The organism is Promicromonospora sp. NPDC050262 (genome assembly GCF_040655935.1).
In the GTDB taxonomy this organism is placed as follows: Bacteria; Actinomycetota; Actinomycetes; order Actinomycetales; family Cellulomonadaceae; genus Promicromonospora.
In genome coordinates this window covers 190,025-205,416 of record NZ_JBFAKX010000004.1, presented here as the reverse complement: position 1 = coordinate 205,416, position 15,392 = coordinate 190,025, and the positions used below count along the sequence as shown (strand labels likewise).

The 15,392-nt window shown below is 72.3% G+C and carries 13 protein-coding genes; 9 read left to right on the top strand and 4 right to left on the bottom strand.

Going from position 1 to position 15,392, the window contains the following annotated elements; translation table 11 throughout:
- Window positions 1-109 precede the first annotated feature (109 nt).
- Entirely contained in the window at window positions 110-487 is a 378-nt protein-coding gene (locus AB0I29_RS08310; RefSeq protein ID WP_357480235.1) for a DUF4259 domain-containing protein, read from the top strand.
- A 97-nt stretch (window positions 488-584) separates the two neighbouring features.
- Window positions 585-1,973 carry a chromate efflux transporter gene (gene chrA, locus AB0I29_RS08305; RefSeq protein ID WP_357480232.1) on the top strand — a complete coding sequence of 463 codons (1,389 nt, stop codon included), beginning with the start codon at window positions 585-587 and terminating at the stop codon, window positions 1,971-1,973.
- A 10-nt stretch (window positions 1,974-1,983) separates the two neighbouring features.
- Here the strand turns inward: chrA and AB0I29_RS08300 are convergent, their stop codons facing one another.
- Window positions 1,984-2,361, bottom strand: coding sequence for a metalloregulator ArsR/SmtB family transcription factor (locus AB0I29_RS08300; RefSeq protein WP_285102690.1), 378 nt, complete (start codon window positions 2,359-2,361; stop codon window positions 1,984-1,986).
- 83 nt (window positions 2,362-2,444) lie between these two features.
- Between AB0I29_RS08300 and AB0I29_RS08295 the strand changes: the two genes are divergently transcribed.
- Entirely contained in the window at window positions 2,445-3,860 is a 1,416-nt protein-coding gene (locus AB0I29_RS08295) for an FAD-dependent oxidoreductase (protein WP_357480229.1), read from the top strand.
- 9 nt (window positions 3,861-3,869) lie between these two features.
- On the opposite strand, the gene AB0I29_RS08290 is transcribed toward AB0I29_RS08295, so the two are convergent.
- The 3 genes from AB0I29_RS08290 to AB0I29_RS08280 all read right to left on the bottom strand — a co-directional run bounded on the left by AB0I29_RS08290 (window position 3,870) and on the right by AB0I29_RS08280 (window position 7,134).
- Window positions 3,870-4,295: an arsenate reductase ArsC gene (locus AB0I29_RS08290; RefSeq protein WP_357480226.1), complete on the bottom strand. Its 426-nt coding sequence runs from the start codon at window positions 4,293-4,295 to the stop codon at window positions 3,870-3,872.
- A 28-nt stretch (window positions 4,296-4,323) separates the two neighbouring features.
- The gene (locus tag AB0I29_RS08285; protein WP_357480223.1) at window positions 4,324-5,355 is read right to left on the bottom strand and encodes a metalloregulator ArsR/SmtB family transcription factor; all 1,032 of its coding nucleotides are present in this window, start codon (window positions 5,353-5,355) and stop codon (window positions 4,324-4,326) included.
- Window positions 5,356-5,421: 66 nt separating this feature from the next.
- The gene (locus tag AB0I29_RS08280; protein ID WP_357480220.1) at window positions 5,422-7,134 is read right to left on the bottom strand and encodes a DUF1349 domain-containing protein; all 1,713 of its coding nucleotides are present in this window, start codon (window positions 7,132-7,134) and stop codon (window positions 5,422-5,424) included.
- 284 nt (window positions 7,135-7,418) lie between these two features.
- Here AB0I29_RS08280 and AB0I29_RS08275 point away from each other — a divergent pair, with 284 nt between their 5' ends.
- The 6 genes from AB0I29_RS08275 to AB0I29_RS08250 all read left to right on the top strand — a co-directional run bounded on the left by AB0I29_RS08275 (window position 7,419) and on the right by AB0I29_RS08250 (window position 15,363).
- Window positions 7,419-8,531 carry a LacI family DNA-binding transcriptional regulator gene (locus tag AB0I29_RS08275; RefSeq protein WP_357480217.1) on the top strand — a complete coding sequence of 371 codons (1,113 nt, stop codon included), beginning with the start codon at window positions 7,419-7,421 and terminating at the stop codon, window positions 8,529-8,531.
- Entirely contained in the window at window positions 8,528-10,150 is a 1,623-nt protein-coding gene (locus AB0I29_RS08270) for an FAD-dependent oxidoreductase (protein WP_357480214.1), read from the top strand. The genes AB0I29_RS08275 and AB0I29_RS08270 overlap by 4 nt, the downstream gene beginning before the upstream one ends.
- Window positions 10,151-10,176: 26 nt before the next feature.
- Window positions 10,177-11,490 carry a sugar ABC transporter substrate-binding protein gene (locus AB0I29_RS08265; protein ID WP_285102699.1) on the top strand — a complete coding sequence of 438 codons (1,314 nt, stop codon included), beginning with the start codon at window positions 10,177-10,179 and terminating at the stop codon, window positions 11,488-11,490.
- Window positions 11,491-11,492: 2 nt separating this feature from the next.
- Window positions 11,493-12,383, top strand: a complete 891-nt coding sequence (locus AB0I29_RS08260; RefSeq protein WP_357480211.1) for a sugar ABC transporter permease — start codon at window positions 11,493-11,495, stop codon at window positions 12,381-12,383.
- The gene (locus AB0I29_RS08255) at window positions 12,373-13,347 is read left to right on the top strand and encodes a carbohydrate ABC transporter permease (RefSeq protein ID WP_357480207.1); all 975 of its coding nucleotides are present in this window, start codon (window positions 12,373-12,375) and stop codon (window positions 13,345-13,347) included. The genes AB0I29_RS08260 and AB0I29_RS08255 overlap by 11 nt, the downstream gene beginning before the upstream one ends.
- A gap of 174 nt (window positions 13,348-13,521) precedes the next feature.
- Entirely contained in the window at window positions 13,522-15,363 is a 1,842-nt protein-coding gene (locus AB0I29_RS08250) for a BCCT family transporter (protein ID WP_357480204.1), read from the top strand.
- Window positions 15,364-15,392 lie beyond the last annotated feature (29 nt).

The window sequence follows — 15,392 nt, the reverse complement described above, 5'->3', positions numbered from 1 at the left end:
AGGTCAGGGCACCCGCCGGCCGCCGGAACCACGACCGCGGCGAGATCGGTAGGCTCCGACCGTCACCCGGCCTGCGGGAAGCGCGGGACGACGAACGGGAGAGAGATCCATGGGTACCTGGGGCCCGGGCAACTTCGACGACGACACGGCCGCGGACCACCTGTCGCGCCTCACCGACCAGCTCGCCACCGAGGTCGCCGAGGCCATGGCCGGCGACCCGGTGGGGCTGGAGCCCGACGAGTACTGGGGGGTTGCCGTCCCGGCGAACCTCGAGCTCCTGGCGGTGCTCGCCCGGACCCACTACGTCGGGGTCCTGCTGCCGGAGGTCGCGACCCTCGAGACGTGGAAGAGCACGTTCCTGGAGATCTGGGACGGCTCGATCGACGGGCTCGAACCCTCCGAGGCGTTCAAGGAGGCCCGGCGCTCCGTCCTGGTCCGCACGTTCGACGACCTCGTCGAGCTCAGGAAGGCCGAGGACGCCGGCTGAGCGTTGGGGCCTATTGTCTGGTTGGTGGCCCGTCCGAGAGGTCGGACCGGCCAAGGCGGCGGGAGAGTTGCCGCTGCCGTCCGAGCGCAGGAGAGACATGAGCACCGAGCAGGACGGCGCCGGCGCGCCCGCCGCCTCCCCGCAGGACCTGATCCCGTTCCGGACCGCCGTGCGCGCCTGGTTCGCGATCTCCTGGCAGACGTTCGGCGGCCCGGCCGGCCAGATCGCCGTCATGCAGCGCACCCTGGTGGACGAGAAGCGGTGGATCGGGCAGGGCCGGTTCCTGCACGCCCTGAACTACTGCATGCTCCTGCCCGGCCCCGAGGCCCAGCAGCTCGCCGTCTACACCGGCTGGCTCCTCAACGGGTGGCGCGGCGGCCTGGTCGCCGGGAGCCTGTTCGTGCTGCCCGGGATGCTCGCCCTGCTGCTCCTGTCCGCGGTGTACGTCGCCTTCGGCGACACGACGGTCGTGGCGGGGCTGTTCGCCGGCCTGGCGCCGGCGGTGCTGGCCATCGTGGTCCAGGCCGTGCTCCGCGTCGGACGGCGGGCCCTGACCAGCCCCGCCCTCGTGGTCCTCGCGGTGGCTGCCTTCGTGGCGCTGACGCTGTTCGCGGTCCCGTTCCCGCTGGTCGTGCTCGGGGCGGGCGTGGCGGGGTGGTTCGTGCACCGCTTCGCGCCGTCCTGGATCGCCACGCCGACCGCCCGGATCCAGGACGGCGGTCCCGCGCCGCTCATCCCGGACGACTCGCTGCACGCCGAACGCCCGTCGGGCCGCCGGGCCCTGCGCGTGCTGCTGCTCGGCCTGCTCGCGTGGTCGCTCCCGGTCGCCGCGGTCGCCCTGCTGACCGGCGTGGACAGCGTGTTCACCCAGCAGGGCCTGTTCTTCTCCGGGAGCGCCCTGGTGACGTTCGGCGGCGCGTACGCCGTGCTGGCCTACGTCGCCCAGCAGGCGGTGCAGACCTACGCCTGGGTGACGCCGGGGGAGATGACGCGCGGCCTGGCGCTGGCCGAGACCACGCCGGGGCCGCTGATCATGGTCGTGCAGTTCGTCGCGTTCCTCGGCGCCTACCGCAACCCCGGCGACCTCGACCCCTGGGCCGCGGCACTGCTCGGCGCGCTGCTGACCACCTGGGTCACGTTCGTGCCCTCGTTCCTGTTCATCTTCCTCGGCGCGCCCTACGTCGAACGGTTGCGCGGCAACCGCACCCTGTCCGCCGCGCTCGCCGCGATCACGGCGGCGGTGGTGGGCGTGATCGCCAACCTCGCGCTGTACTTCACCACGCACACCCTGTTCGCCGACTCCACCACCTGGACCGCCGGACCCCTGAGCCTCGACGTGCCCGACCTGACGACCCTGGAGCCGGTCGCGCTCGGCATCGCCGTCCTGGCCGCGTTCCTGCTCTTCGTCGTGCGCTGGTCGGTGCTGCGCACCCTCGGCGTGTGCGCGGTGCTCGGCCTCGCGCTCGGGCTGGCCGGACTGGTCTGACCGCCCCGTCTCAGCCCGTCGCCTCCGTGAGCAGCACCCCGAGCCGGTTCAGCGCACCCGGCACCACCGAGTAGTAGGCCCACTTGCCGCGCTGCTCACGGGTGAGCAGGCCTGCGTCGACCATCAGCTTGAGGTGGTGGCTCACCGTGGGCTGCGACAGCCCGACCGGCTCGGTGAGGTCGCAGACGCACGCCTCGCCGCCGTCGTGCGCCGCGACGATCGACAGCAGGCGCACCCGGGTGGGGTCGCCGAGAGCCTTGAACACCCGGGCCAGCTCGGCGGCGGTCTGCGGGTCCGCCGCCTCGCGCACGAGGGGCGCGCAGCATGCGCCCGACGCCGCGTCCGGGCTGGTACGCGACGTGTCCGTCAGGGTGAGAGTGGTGACCATGCCCCCATCTTGCCACGCATCGAAGATTATGGATATGTTGCACACGTCAACCCATCGAGAAACTTCGATCTGAGGAGTGGGTCATGTCCGAGACGTCCCGCGAGAACCTGCCCGTCGTCGTCATCGGCGCCGGGCCGGTCGGTCTCGCCGCCGCGGCGCACCTGGTGGAACGCGGCCTGGAGCCGCTCGTGCTGGAGGCCGGGGGCGGCCCCGGCGCCGCCGTCGCGTCGTGGGGCCACGTGCGCCTCTTCTCCCCGTGGCGGTACGACGTCGACGCCGCCGCCCGCCGTCTGCTGACGGGAACGGGCTGGTCGGAGCCCGACCCGGACGCCCTCCCCACCGGCCGCGACCTGGTGGAGAACTACCTGACACCCCTGGCCGACGCCCTCGGCGACCGCGTCCGTTACGACGCCCGCGTCACCGGCGTGGCCCGGGACGGCGCGGACCGGTCCCGGTCGCTGGGCCGCGAGCGCCGGCCCTACCTGGTGCGGTACACCGCAGGCGGGCAGGTCCGGGAGGCGCGGGCGAGCGCGGTGATCGACGCCTCGGGCACCTTCGGCACGCCGAACCCGCTCGGGCTGTCGGGCCTCCCTGCGATCGGCGAGGAATCGGCGGACGGCCACCTGAGCGGTGCCCTGCCCGATGTGCTGGGCGTCGACCGGGAGCGCTTCGCCGGGCGCACCACTCTGGTGGTGGGCATGGGCCACTCCGCGGCGAACACCCTGCTCGGCCTGGTCGAGCTGGCCCACGCGGAGCCCACGACACGGATCGTGTGGGCCATCCGCGGGGGTTCCCCGCGCCGTCTGTACGGCGGCGGGTCGGACGACGAGCTGCCCGCCCGCGGCCTGCTCGGTACCCGGCTGCGCGACGCCGTCGAGGCAGGTGGGGTGCGCCTGCTGACCCGGGTGGCGATCGAGCGGCTCGAGCCCGAGGAGCAGGGAGGCGTCCGGGTGCTCGGGACGGCGCGTGCGGACGGCGTCGACGGCGCCCTGGACCTGCGTGTGGACACGGTCGTCAACGCCACCGGGTTCCGGCCCGACCTGGGCATGCTGCGCGAGGTGCGCCTCGACCTGGATCCCGTGGTCGAGGCGCCGCGTGCCATCGCGCCGCTGATCGACCCCAACCTCCACTCGTGCGGCACCGTGCCCGCGCACGGCGAGACGGAGCTGGCCCACCCCGACGACGGGTTCTACCTGGTCGGCATGAAGTCCTACGGTCGTGCGCCGACGTTCCTGCTGGCCACCGGGTACGAGCAGGTGCGGTCCGTGGTCGCGGCCCTGGCGGGGGACCGCGCCGCGGCCGACGCCGTCGAGCTGAACCTGCCGCAGACCGGCGTCTGCTCCTCGGACCTGGCGTTCGCCGCCGACGCCGACGGCGTGGTCTCCCCGGCGGCCCTGGCGCTGGCGGACGCGTCGGGCGGCGGCTGCTGCGGTGCGCCGTCCGGCCCGCAGGCGGTGACCCTCGGCCTGGGTGCGCCTGCCGAGCCAGCCCAGGCCTGACCTGGGCCGCTACGCCACGGGCTCGACGCCGAGCTGCGCCAGCAGGCCGCGCACGCGGAGCTCGATCTCGTCGCGGATGGGCCGCACCGCCTCGATGCCCTGGCCGGCCGGGTCGTCGAGCTCCCAGTCCTGGTAGTCCTTGCCGGGGTAGTAGGGGCAGGCGTCGCCGCAGCCCATGGTGATGACGACGTCGGAGGCCTGCACGGCCTCGTTCGTCAGCACCTTGGGCTGCTCGGCGCGGATGTCGATGCCCCGCTCCAGCATGGCCTCGACGGCGGTGGGGTTGATCATCTGCGCGGGCATGGACCCGGCCGAGCGCACCTCGACGGCGTCCCCCGACAGCTCGCGCAGGAATCCCGCGGCCATCTGGGAGCGGCCCGCGTTGTGCACGCAGACGAACAGGGCGGACGGCTTGCTGGTCTCGGTGCTGCTCATGAGGGTTCTCCGGCTCTGTGCGGGTGGGTCAGGCGGCCTGAGGGGCCAGGTCGGCGAGCAGGGCGCGCACGCGCTCGTCGAGCTCGTCGCGGATCGCTGCGACGCCGGCGGGTGAGGCGAGGGCCGGGTCGCCCACCATCCAGTCCTCGTACCGGGTGCCGGGCAGCACCGGGCAGACGTCACCGCAGCCCATGGTCACCACGACGTCCGCCGCGCGGACCGCGTCGTCGGTCAGGGGCTTGGGGTAGAAGCGCGTCACGTCGTCCACCTCGTCGGCCGCGGCGGCGTCGCCCAGCGCCTCCAGGAGCCCGCGGACGCCGGCGTGCACGTCGGCCGCGGGCGCCGAACCGGCGGAGCGGACCACCACCCGGTCGCCCGCGTGGTGGCGCATCAGGGCGGCGGCGAGCTGGGACCGCCCGGCGTTGGCCACGCAGACGAACAGCACCTGCGGCGGTCGGCGCGCGCCGTCCGCGCCGTTCTCGCGCGCGTGCGCCCGCTCCGCGTCGACGATCCGCTGCCGGGCGAACTGCTCGGTGAGCGCGACCAGGTGGGTGGCCTCGCCACCCCGGCGGACCAGCGCCGTGTACGACTCGCGGACCACCCGCACGCACTCGCCCCGCGGCGTCGCCGGGAACCGCTCGGCCAGCGAGGTGGCGAGCCGGTCGAGGGCGGGATCGACGTCCTTCAGCGCGGTCAGGTGCGCCCGGCCCGCCACGTCGACCGCCGCCGGGGCGAACCGGTCCAGCAGCGTGGTCACGGCGCCGCGGTAGGCGGGCTCGATGCGGTACCAGACCGAGGTGCCGCGGCGGTCCGCGGTCAGCAGGCCGACGTCGCGCAGCACCCTGAGGTGGTGGGAGACCGTGGGCTGGGACACGTCGGTCAGGGTGGCGAGCTCGCCCACGGTGATCTCGCCGTCCGGGCTGGTCGCGATGGCCGACAGCATGCGCAGCCGCAGCGGCTCGGCCAGGGCCTTGAGCGTGGACGCCACGGCCGTCGCGGCGTCCACGCCCATCGCGTGCGACTCCAGCCCGCGCGCGCCTGACGAGGTGAGAGCTGCCATCGCGGTCCTCCCGTATATCGACTTGTGTCTATGTTGACAGTTGTCGATACAGGACGGCAAGTCCGCTCAGGAGCAGCCGGCCAGCTCGCCCTCGTCCGGGGTGAACCGGATCCAGTCGAACTCCGCCGTGAGCTCGGGCGTCGCCGCCGGCCCGCGGTAGGCGAACGGCCCCACGCCGGTCGCGGCGAGCTGGCCGGCCGGGGTGGCGCGCCCGAGGTTGACGAACGTCGCGCCGTCCACGCTGTACGAGGCGGTCAGCCAGTCGCCGTGGTGGGTGATCCGCAGCCACACGGTGTCGCCCGTCTCCGGCGGGGCCAGCGCGGAGTCCTCCGCCGTCCACGCGTTGTTCCGGTCCACCCCGTTGTTGCGCCAGACGAAGTCGAACCGCTTGCCGGCGTCGACGTGCGAGATGTCGATCCGCACCGAGTTGGCGTCGTCGCGCCGCACGATCAGCCCCGCCTGCTGGAAGTTGACCTGCGGATCGAGCGTGACCTGCGTCGTCACCTCCCAGGGCGGCTGCGGCACCGGCTGCAGGTTCAGCGGCGCCGACGTCGAGTTGCCGGCGTAGGTCGGGATGCGCCACGCGCCGTCGGCCACGACGGAGCGGTCCAGGGTGCCGCGGACCGCCGTCGACCAGAGCGAGCGGTCCAGGGACGAGCCGTCGAGCTCGTCGGAGCCCGCGCCGGTGCACTGCGCGTACATCGGGTCCTCGGGGCGCGTGTTGAGCGGGTCCCGGACGCCGTCGGGGTCGAGCACCGCGTGCCCGATCGTCGTGTGCGACCGCTCGCCGTACTCGTAGATCAGGTGCGTCCTGCCGCGCTCGGTGACGATCTGCGGGGACGACGCCCGCCCGGCCTCGGGCGGCGCCGGGCGCGGGACGAACAGCGGCTCGGGCTCACCCACGTCGGTGAGGGTCCGGTCCACCTGGCGCGCGAAGATCGTGCCGACGGTGGAGCCGTAGACGATGTAGTCCTTGCCCTTCCAGCGCCACAGGTCGGCGGCCGACACGTTCGTGCCCTCCGCCGGTCCGGGCGTCACGATCGGCTCGGGCTCGACCTGCCAGTCCCGGCCGTCCCGCGAGTAGGCCAGGTTGATGTGCCGCACGTTCGTGTCGTAGTTGGTCATGAACAGCATCGCCCAGCGCTGCGGCGACAACCGGTCGGGGTTGGGGAAGACCCGGGCGTACGACGTCTCGGTGGCGTGCCGGCCGGGCTGGGCGGCGTCGACCATCTCGGTGGTGACCGCCTCGTCGCCGTAGTCGAAGGTGACGCCGTCGGTCGAGGTCGCGTAGCGGGTCACCGTGTTGTCGCCGTGGAAGTACAGGTACATCCGGCGCTCGGCGGCGTTCCACACGGCGTCGGGGGAGGAGACGTGGGGCACGTCGTAGACGCCCTCCCACTGGTTCGAGACCACCGGGCTGCCCGCGTACTGGGTCCACGGCCCGTCGAGGGAGTCGGCGTACATCAGGTTGATGCCGCCCGGGTCGTCGTGCGGCGCGTAGTAGACGTACCACTCGCCCAGCGGGTCCCTCAGGTGCGCCCCGGCGTGGAACACCGACGGGAAGATGAACTCCTGGTTGGGGTTGTGCGGGAGCGTGTCGTCGAGCGGGTCGACGATCGCGCCGGTCGAGGCGAAGACCGGCAGCCCGGCCCCGGGCGCCGCGGGTGCGCCGTGACCCGGGGGCGTGGCGGTCGCCGCCTGGGTCATCCCGGGTATCAGCGCGACCACGAGGGCGAGCGTGGCGCCGGCGAGGGCTCGGCGCGCGGTGAGAACAGCCATGATGCGTACTCCTTCGTCGCAGTGCCATGACGTCGTGTGTCACGACCGCGCCAGCCTTCGGGCGCACCGGACGGCCGGTCAAGGGAGGTAATCAAGTCCATCGACGCGGGCGGTGATAATGCGCCACATCCGGCGCCGACGGCGGTCCAGGCGGCCGTTCCGGCCCGCGCGGGCCCTCCGGACGGGGTTGCTAATAATGCGCATCATCAGATTGACCGCACGCTCGGCCTCCCGTGAGACTCCCGGGGTCAACGATGACCCGACCGGGCGTTCGAGGAGGAGCCGTGCCACGTCGTCGCATCACCCAGACGGACGTCGCCGCCATGGCGGGCGTCAGCCAGGCCACCGTCTCGTTCGTGCTCAACGGCAGCACCCCGGCCGGCGTGCGGATCAGCGAGGAGACGCGCCAGCGCGTGCTGGACGCCATCCGCATCACGGGCTACACGGCCAACCCCGCCGCGCAGCGCCTCGCGGGCGGGCTCGCCCAGATCCTCGGCGTCTTCACGTACGAGGCCACGTTCCCGCGCGCCAGCCGCGACTTCTACGGGCCGTTCCTGACCGGGATCGAGCACGCCGCCGAGCGGCTCGGCGTGGACATCCTGCTGTTCACCAGCGCCCCGGTGGCGGACGGCCGCCGCCGGCTCACCCGGGACGGCTGGCAGCGGCTCGGCGTGGCCGACGGCTGCCTGCTGCTCGGGCAGCACGAGCACCGGGGCGAGCTGCAGCACCTGCTCGACACCAACTACCCGTTCGTGTTCATCGGCAAGCGCGGCAGCGACGGGGGCCGGCTGCCCTACGTGGGCGCCGACTACGTGGGCGGGACCGTGCGGCAGATCGACCGCCTGGTGGCCCACGGGCACCAGCGCATCGGCTACGTGGGGATGCGCGGCACCGACCAGCCCACGCTCGACCGCGTCGAGGGCTACCGCACCGCGATGAAGACGCACGGCCTCACGACGCGGTTCGTCGAGCTGGAGGATGTCGCCGCCACCGCGGCCGAGATCGTCGACCAGCGCTTCACCGCCGTCGTCGTGGCCCCGGAGAACCACCCCGAGGAGCTCGCCGACGAGCTCGAACGGCGCGGCAGGCGCGTGCCCGACGACGTCTCGGTGCTGCTGCTCGGGCAGCCGCACCACCCGCGCCGCGACGGCCGGCAGTGGTCCGGCTTCTCCGTGCCCCGCGAGGAGATGGGCGCCCGCGCGCTCTACCTCCTCTCGCGCCTCGTCTCCGACGACGGGCCGCGGCGGGAGCGCGACGCCCGGCGGCCCGCCGCCGTGACCGACGCCGAGCTGCACCAGATCCTCGTGTGCCCGGACGTGGAGGGCGCCACCGTCGCGCCGCCGCCCCCGGGCACAGGCCCCCGAACCGCAACTCACGACAGGACGGACCACGCGTGACCCATCAAGACCTGCAGACCGACGTGCTCGTGGTGGGCGCGGGGCTCGGCGGCATCGCCGCCGCGCTGGCCGCCGCCGACCGGGGCGCCAGCGTCGTCCTCACCGAGGAGCACCCGTGGATCGGGGGGCAGCTGACGTCGCAGGGCGTGCCGCCGGACGAGCACCCCTGGGTGGAGCGGTTCGGCGTGACGGCCCGCTACCGCGCGCTGCGCGACGGGATCCGCGACGTCTACCGGCGGCGCTACCCGCTGACGGACGCCGCCCGGTCGTGGGAGCAGCTCAACCCGGGCGCCGGGTGGGTGTCCAAGCTGTGCCACGAGCCGCGGGTCGCCGTGGGCGTGCTGGAGGAGATGCTCGCCCCCTACCGTTCGGCGGGCCGCGTGCGGCTGCTGGAGCGGGTCCGCCCGACGTCTGCCACCACCGACGGCGACCGGGTCACCTCGGTGACGCTCCGGTCCGTGGTGGACGGCGAGGACGTGACGGTCGTCGCGGCCTACACGATCGACGCGACCGAGACGGGCGAGCTCCTGCCGCTGACCGGCACGGAGTACGTGACCGGGTTCGAGTCGCGGCACGAGACGGGGGAGCCCAGCGCCCCGGACGAGGCCCAGCCGGACAACGTCCAGGCCCTGAGCGTGTGCTTCGTCGTCGAGCACACGGACGGCGACCACACGATCGACCGGCCCGAGCGCTACGACTTCTGGCGCACGTACGCGCCCGCCGCCTGGGGCGGCGAGCAGCTGCTCTCGTGGACCGCGCCCAACCCGCGCACGCTCGCGCTGGAGAAGCGGTCGTTCACCCCCAACCCGGGCGACGACCCGCTCGCCGTGGACGCCGACCAGTCGAAGAACGCCGGCGACGGCAACCTCTGGCTGTTCCGCCGCATCGCCGCGCGCGACCTGCACGCCCCCGGCTTCTACGCCAGCGACCTGTGCCTGGTGAACTGGCCGAGCATCGACTACTTCCTGGGCCACGTCCTGGACGTGCCCCGCGAGGTGGAGGAGGCGCGGATCGCGGACGCCCGGCAGCTCAGCCTGTCGATGCTGTACTGGATGCAGACCGAGGCGCCGCGGGCCGACGGCGGCACCGGGTTCCCGGGGCTGCGGCTGCGCCCCGACGTCATGGGCAACGCGGACGGCCTGGCCCAGGCGGCCTACCACCGCGAGTCCCGCCGCATCAGGGCAGTCACGACGATCACCGAGAACGACGTGTCCTACGCCGTGCGCGGCGACCAGGGCGCCACCCGGTACGCGGACTCGGTCGGCGTGGGCATGTACCGGATCGACCTGCACCCGTCCACGGGCGGCGACACGTACATCGACGTGCCGTCCACCCCGTTCGAGATCCCGCTCGGCGCCCTGCTGCCGCGGCGCACGACCAACCTGCTCGCGGGCAACAAGAACATCGGCACCACGCACATCACGAACGGGTGCTACCGGCTGCACCCGGTCGAGTGGAACGTCGGCGAGGCGGCCGGCCACCTGGCCGCGCACTGCCTCGCCACCGGCCGCACCCCGCACTCCGTCCAGTCCGAGCCGGACCTGCTCGCCGAGTACCAGGCCGAGCTCGTCGCCTCCGGCGTCGAGCTCCGCTGGCCGGACGAGGCCCACCCCTACTGACGCACCCCCTGTTCAAAGGAGAACTGATGTCTGCACTGCACCCCCGGACCCGCAGGACGGCGGGAACCGCCGCCGTCCTCGGGACGGCCCTGGCCCTGACCGCGTGCGCGGGCGGGACCGACGCGCCCGTCGGCGAGCCCGAGACCCCGTCCGAGCCGGTCGACCTGCGGATGACCGTCTGGACGGCGGACGAGACCCAGCTCGGCCTCTTCCAGTCCATCGCCGACGCGTACGTGGCCGACAACCCCGAGCTGGTCTCGAGCGTGACGTTCGAGACCATCCCGTTCGAGGACTACACGACGGCACTGACCACCCAGCTCGCCGGCGGCAACGCCCCGGACCTGGCCTGGATCTTCGAGAGCAACGCCCCGGAGTTCGTGGCCAGCGGCGCGCTCGTGGACCTGCGCCCGGTGCTCGAGGGCACAGAGGGCTACGCGTACGACGACCTGGTGCCCAGCGCCCTGTCGCTGTGGCAGGACGGCGAGGGGCTGTACGCCTACCCGTTCTCGAACAGCCCGTTCGCGATGTTCGTCAACACCGACCAGATCGAGGCGGCGGGCCAGCCCAACCCGGTCGACCTGGTCGCCGACGGCAGGTGGACCTTCGACGCCGCCCGGGACATCGCCGCGGCGACCGCCGCGGACTCCGGCAAGCAGGGCCTGGTGGTGCGGGACTTCGACTACCAGGCGTGGGAGAACCTGGCCACGGTCTGGTCCGGGTGGAAGGCGGCCCCGTGGAGCGCGGACGGGACGCAGTGCACCTTCACGGAGCCGGAGATGGTCGACGCCATGACCTGGTTCCACGACGCCGTGTTCACCGACGGTGCCCTGCCGACGCCGGGCACCACCGCCGACTTCTTCGCCGGTGACGCCGCGATGACGATCACCCAGATCAGCCGGGCCTCGTCGCTCGACGACTCCTTCCACTGGGACATCGTGCCCATGCCCGAGGGCCCGGCCGGCAAGCAGAACGTCGTGGGCCAGGCCGGGGTCGGGGTCTTCGCCGCGGGCGAGCACCCGGACGTCGCGGCCGACTTCCTGGCGTACTTCACCAACGCGGAGAACGCCGAGCAGCTCGCGGCCTACTTCCCGCCGCCCCGCCAGTCCCTGCTCAACGGGGACAGCCTGGCCGCCGCCAACCCGAAGCTGACCGCCGACCAGCTCGAGGCCGTGGTCGTCGAGGGCGTCGAGGACGCGGTGACGAAGCCGGCGCACAAGAACTTCGCCAAGCTGTCGGAGACGGTGCGCGCCGAGCTCGACGCGCTCTGGGTCGAGGACGCCGACGTCGAGGCCGTCCTGGCCGACACCTGCTCGGCGATCACGCCGCTGCTGGAGGACTGATCGTGGCAACGGCGTCAGCGGCGGTGCGCCGCGACTGGCTCGTCGGGTACACCATGGTCGCACCGGTGGTCCTGGGATCCCTCGCCTTCGTCGTCCTGCCGCTCGGCATGGTGGTCTGGTACTCCCTGCACGAGTGGAACGTCCTGGCGAACACGTTCACGTTCGTCGGGGCGGAGAACTACCAGCGGATGGCGTCCGACCCGGGGCTGGCGGACGCGCTCGCGGCGACCGTGTGGTTCTCGATCGGGCTCGTCGTGGTGAACATCGCGCTGGCGCTGTTGCTCGCCGTCCTGCTCAACCAGAAGCTGCCCGGGACCACCACGTTCCGGACGTTCTTCTTCTCGCCCGTCGTCGTCTCGCTGGTCGCCTGGACGATCGTCTGGAGCTTCCTGCTCCAGGCCGACGGCGGCATCAACGGGTTCCTGGAGCAGGCCGGCGTCCAGGGGCCGAACTGGCTGCGGCATCCCAGCACGGCCATGATCGCCGTGATCGTCGTCCAGGTGTTCAAGAACGTCGGGCTGAACATGATTCTGTTCCTCGCCGCGCTGCAGGGCGTGCCCGAGGAGCTGCAGGAGGCGGCGCGGCTGGACGGGGCCGGCGCGTGGCGGCGGTTCCGCTCGATCACCCTGCCGCTGATCAGCCCGACGATCCTGCTGGTCTCGATCATCACGATCGTCGGCTCGCTCGAGGTGTTCGCGCAGATCGACGTCCTGACCGGCGGCGGCCCCGGGAACTCGACCACGGTCCTCGTCTACTACCTGTACCAGCAGGCGTTCCGGTTCAACGAGTTCGGCTACGCCAGCGCGCTGGCGGTGCTCCTGTTCGTCATCGTCCTCGTACTGACGCTGCTGCAGTGGCAGTCGCGCAAGAGGTGGGTCTTCCATGAAGTCTGACGTGAAGCCGGACACGACGTCCGACGTGCTGTCCGTCGCCGGGCGCGGTGCCCCGGCCGCGCCGCCCGGCGCGCCCGGGGACGGCGTGACCGGGGGAGCGGCCCCGCACCGCCGGGGCCTGGGCGCCCGTGCCCGTGGACGCCTGACCCGCTGGCTGCTCGTGCTGGTCCTGGCCGTGCTGAGCGTGCCGTTCGTCTTCCCCACCTGGTGGATGGCGACCTCCAGCCTCAAGCCGATGAGCGAGATCCTGCGCCGGGTGCCGACCATCTGGCCCCAGGACCCGTCGCTGGAGGCCTACGGGCGGGTGTTCACGTTGCAGCCGTTCGCGCAGCAGTACTGGAACTCGCTCTACATTGCGGTGCTGGTCACGATCGGCACCATGCTCGTGGCCGCGATGGCGGGCTACGCGTTCGCGCGGATCCGGTTCCCCGGGGCCAACGCGCTGTTCGTCCTGGTGCTCGTGGGGCTGCTCGTGCCCTCGGAGGTGACCATCGTCCCGCTGTTCCGGATCGTCAACAGCCTGGGACTGATCAACACGCACTGGCCGCTCATCGTGATCCCGGTGCTCGGGGCGCCCGCCGTCCTCGCCGTGTTCATCATGCGCCAGTTCTTCCTGGGGCTGCCGACCGAGCTGGAGGAGGCGGGCCGGATCGACGGGCTCGGGCGCTGGGGAGTCTTCTGGCGCATCGCGGTCCCGCTGTCGCGGTCCGCGCTGGGCGCCGTGGCGATCTTCACGTTCCTCAAGTCCTGGAACCTGTACCTCGAACCCGTCGTGTACCTGTCCAGCAAGGAGAACTTCACGCTCCCGCAGGCGCTGACGCAGTACGTCGACGCGTACGGCGGCCCCATGTGGAACGTCCAGCTAGCAGCGACGACGCTCACCGTGCTGCCCGTCCTGGCCGTGTTCCTCGTGGCGCAGAAGCAGTTCGTCCAGGGGCTCGCGCACAGCGGCCTCAAGGGCTGACCGACGGCGGCGCGCTCCCGGGCGTGCCGCCGTCCGCCGTGCCCCCGCGCCAGGGTGAAAAGCAGGTGTGATGCTAACGTGAAGCGCTCTGTAATCGCCGCTTCATGTGTAAAGGAGTCCTGGCCCTCCCGTGTGACCACCCGGCAGACCCGGGCGGAAAGGAGGGCCGTTGTGATGAGTACCTCAGAAACCACCAAGACCCTGCTGGGGCGGGTCCAGCACGCCGCACGCCGGGTCGAACGGGCCGCACGCGGGCCACAGGACCACCGTGTCGGCACCGACCGGATCGTCTTCGGCGTCGCCGGCCTGATCGCTCTCGCCTTCATCGTGTGGGGCTTCGTCAGCCCCGACAGCCTCGGCTCGGTGTCCGACAGCGCGCTGAGCGGCGTCCTGAAGAACTTCGGCTGGCTGTTCGTCACGGCCGCCACGATCTTCACCGTCTTCGTGATCGTCGTGGCGATGGGCAGGTTCGGCAAGATCCCCCTGGGCCAGGACGGCGAGAAGCCGCAGTTCTCCACCCCGTCCTGGATCGCGATGATGTTCGCGACCGGCATGGGCATCGGCCTCATGTTCTACGGCGTGGGTGAGCCGCTCTACTTCTACATGGCGCCCCCGCCCGGCACCGTCGACGGGTCCACCCCTGCAGCCGCGTCCACCGCGATGGGGCAGACCCTGTTCCACTGGACCCTCTACCCCTGGGCGATGTACGCCATCGTGGGCCTCGGCATGGCCTACGGCACCTACCGCCTGGGCCGCGCGCAGCTGTTCAGCTCGATGTTCACCTCGTTGTTCGGCCGCAAGGCCGTCAACGGCGCGGGCGGCCGGGTCATCAACATCCTCGCCATCCTCGCGACCCTGTTCGGCTCCGCCTGCTCCCTGGGCCTCGGCGCCCTGCAGATCGGCGGCGGCATCCAGCACTCGGGCGTCATGGAATCGGTCGGCACGGCCACGCTCGTGGTCATCATCGCCATCCTGACCTGCCTGTTCGTCCTCTCGGCCGTCTCCGGCATCGAGCGCGGCATCCAGTGGCTGTCCAACGCCAACATGTGGCTCGCGCTCCTGCTCGCGATCATCGTCTTCATCGGCGGACCCACGCTGTTCATCCTCAACGTGCTGCCCGCCTCCCTCGGCGCCTTCGTCGGCAACCTGCCGGAGATGGCCTCGCGGACCGCGGCGTCGGGCGACCAGGCGCTCGCGGACTGGATGGGTTCCTGGACCATCTTCTACTGGGCCTGGTGGGTGTCCTGGACGCCGTTCGTCGGCCCGTTCATCGCCCGCATCTCGCGGGGCCGCACGGTGCGCCAGTTCGTCACCGGCGTGCTGCTGGTGCCGTCCATCGTGTCCACGGTGTGGTTCGCGATCTTCGGCGGCGGCGCCATCGGCCTGCAGGAGCGCGCCGAGCAGGCGCAGGACACCGGCGCGGCCCTCGCCGCGATCGGCCAGGGCGGGGCCGACATCAACTTCGACCTCATCTTCTTCCAGCTGCTCGGGGCCCTGCCGGTGCCCGGCTGGGTCGGGATCGCGCTGATGATCCTCGCCGTCGTGCTCGTGGCGATCTTCTTCGTCACCGGCGCCGACTCCGCCTCGATCATCATGGGCGGGCTGTCCGAGAACGGCGCCGAGAACCCCACCAGGAAGTCGGTGATCTTCTGGGGCGTGAGCACCGGCGCCGTGGCGGCCGCCATGCTGCTGGCCGGTGGCGACGACCCGGCCGCGGCGCTGAACGGCCTGAAGAACATCACCATCGTCTCGGCCCTGCCGTTCGTCGTGGTGATGCTGGTGCTGTGCGTCGCGCTCTGGAAGGACCTCTCCAGCGACCCGCTCGTCCTCAAACGGGAGCTGGCGGTCCAGGTGCTGGCCGAGACGGTCGACACCGGCGTCGAGAAGCACGACGGCGAGCCGTTCGAGCTCTCCACGTCGGCGTCGGCCCCCGAGGCGGACCCGGACGACACCCCGGCGACCCCGGAGAACGGGGTGCCGCTCGTCGCCGACGGCGGCGTGGTCGTCAAGGACTGATATTCCGTTGCCGGGCTCCGGCCCGGCAA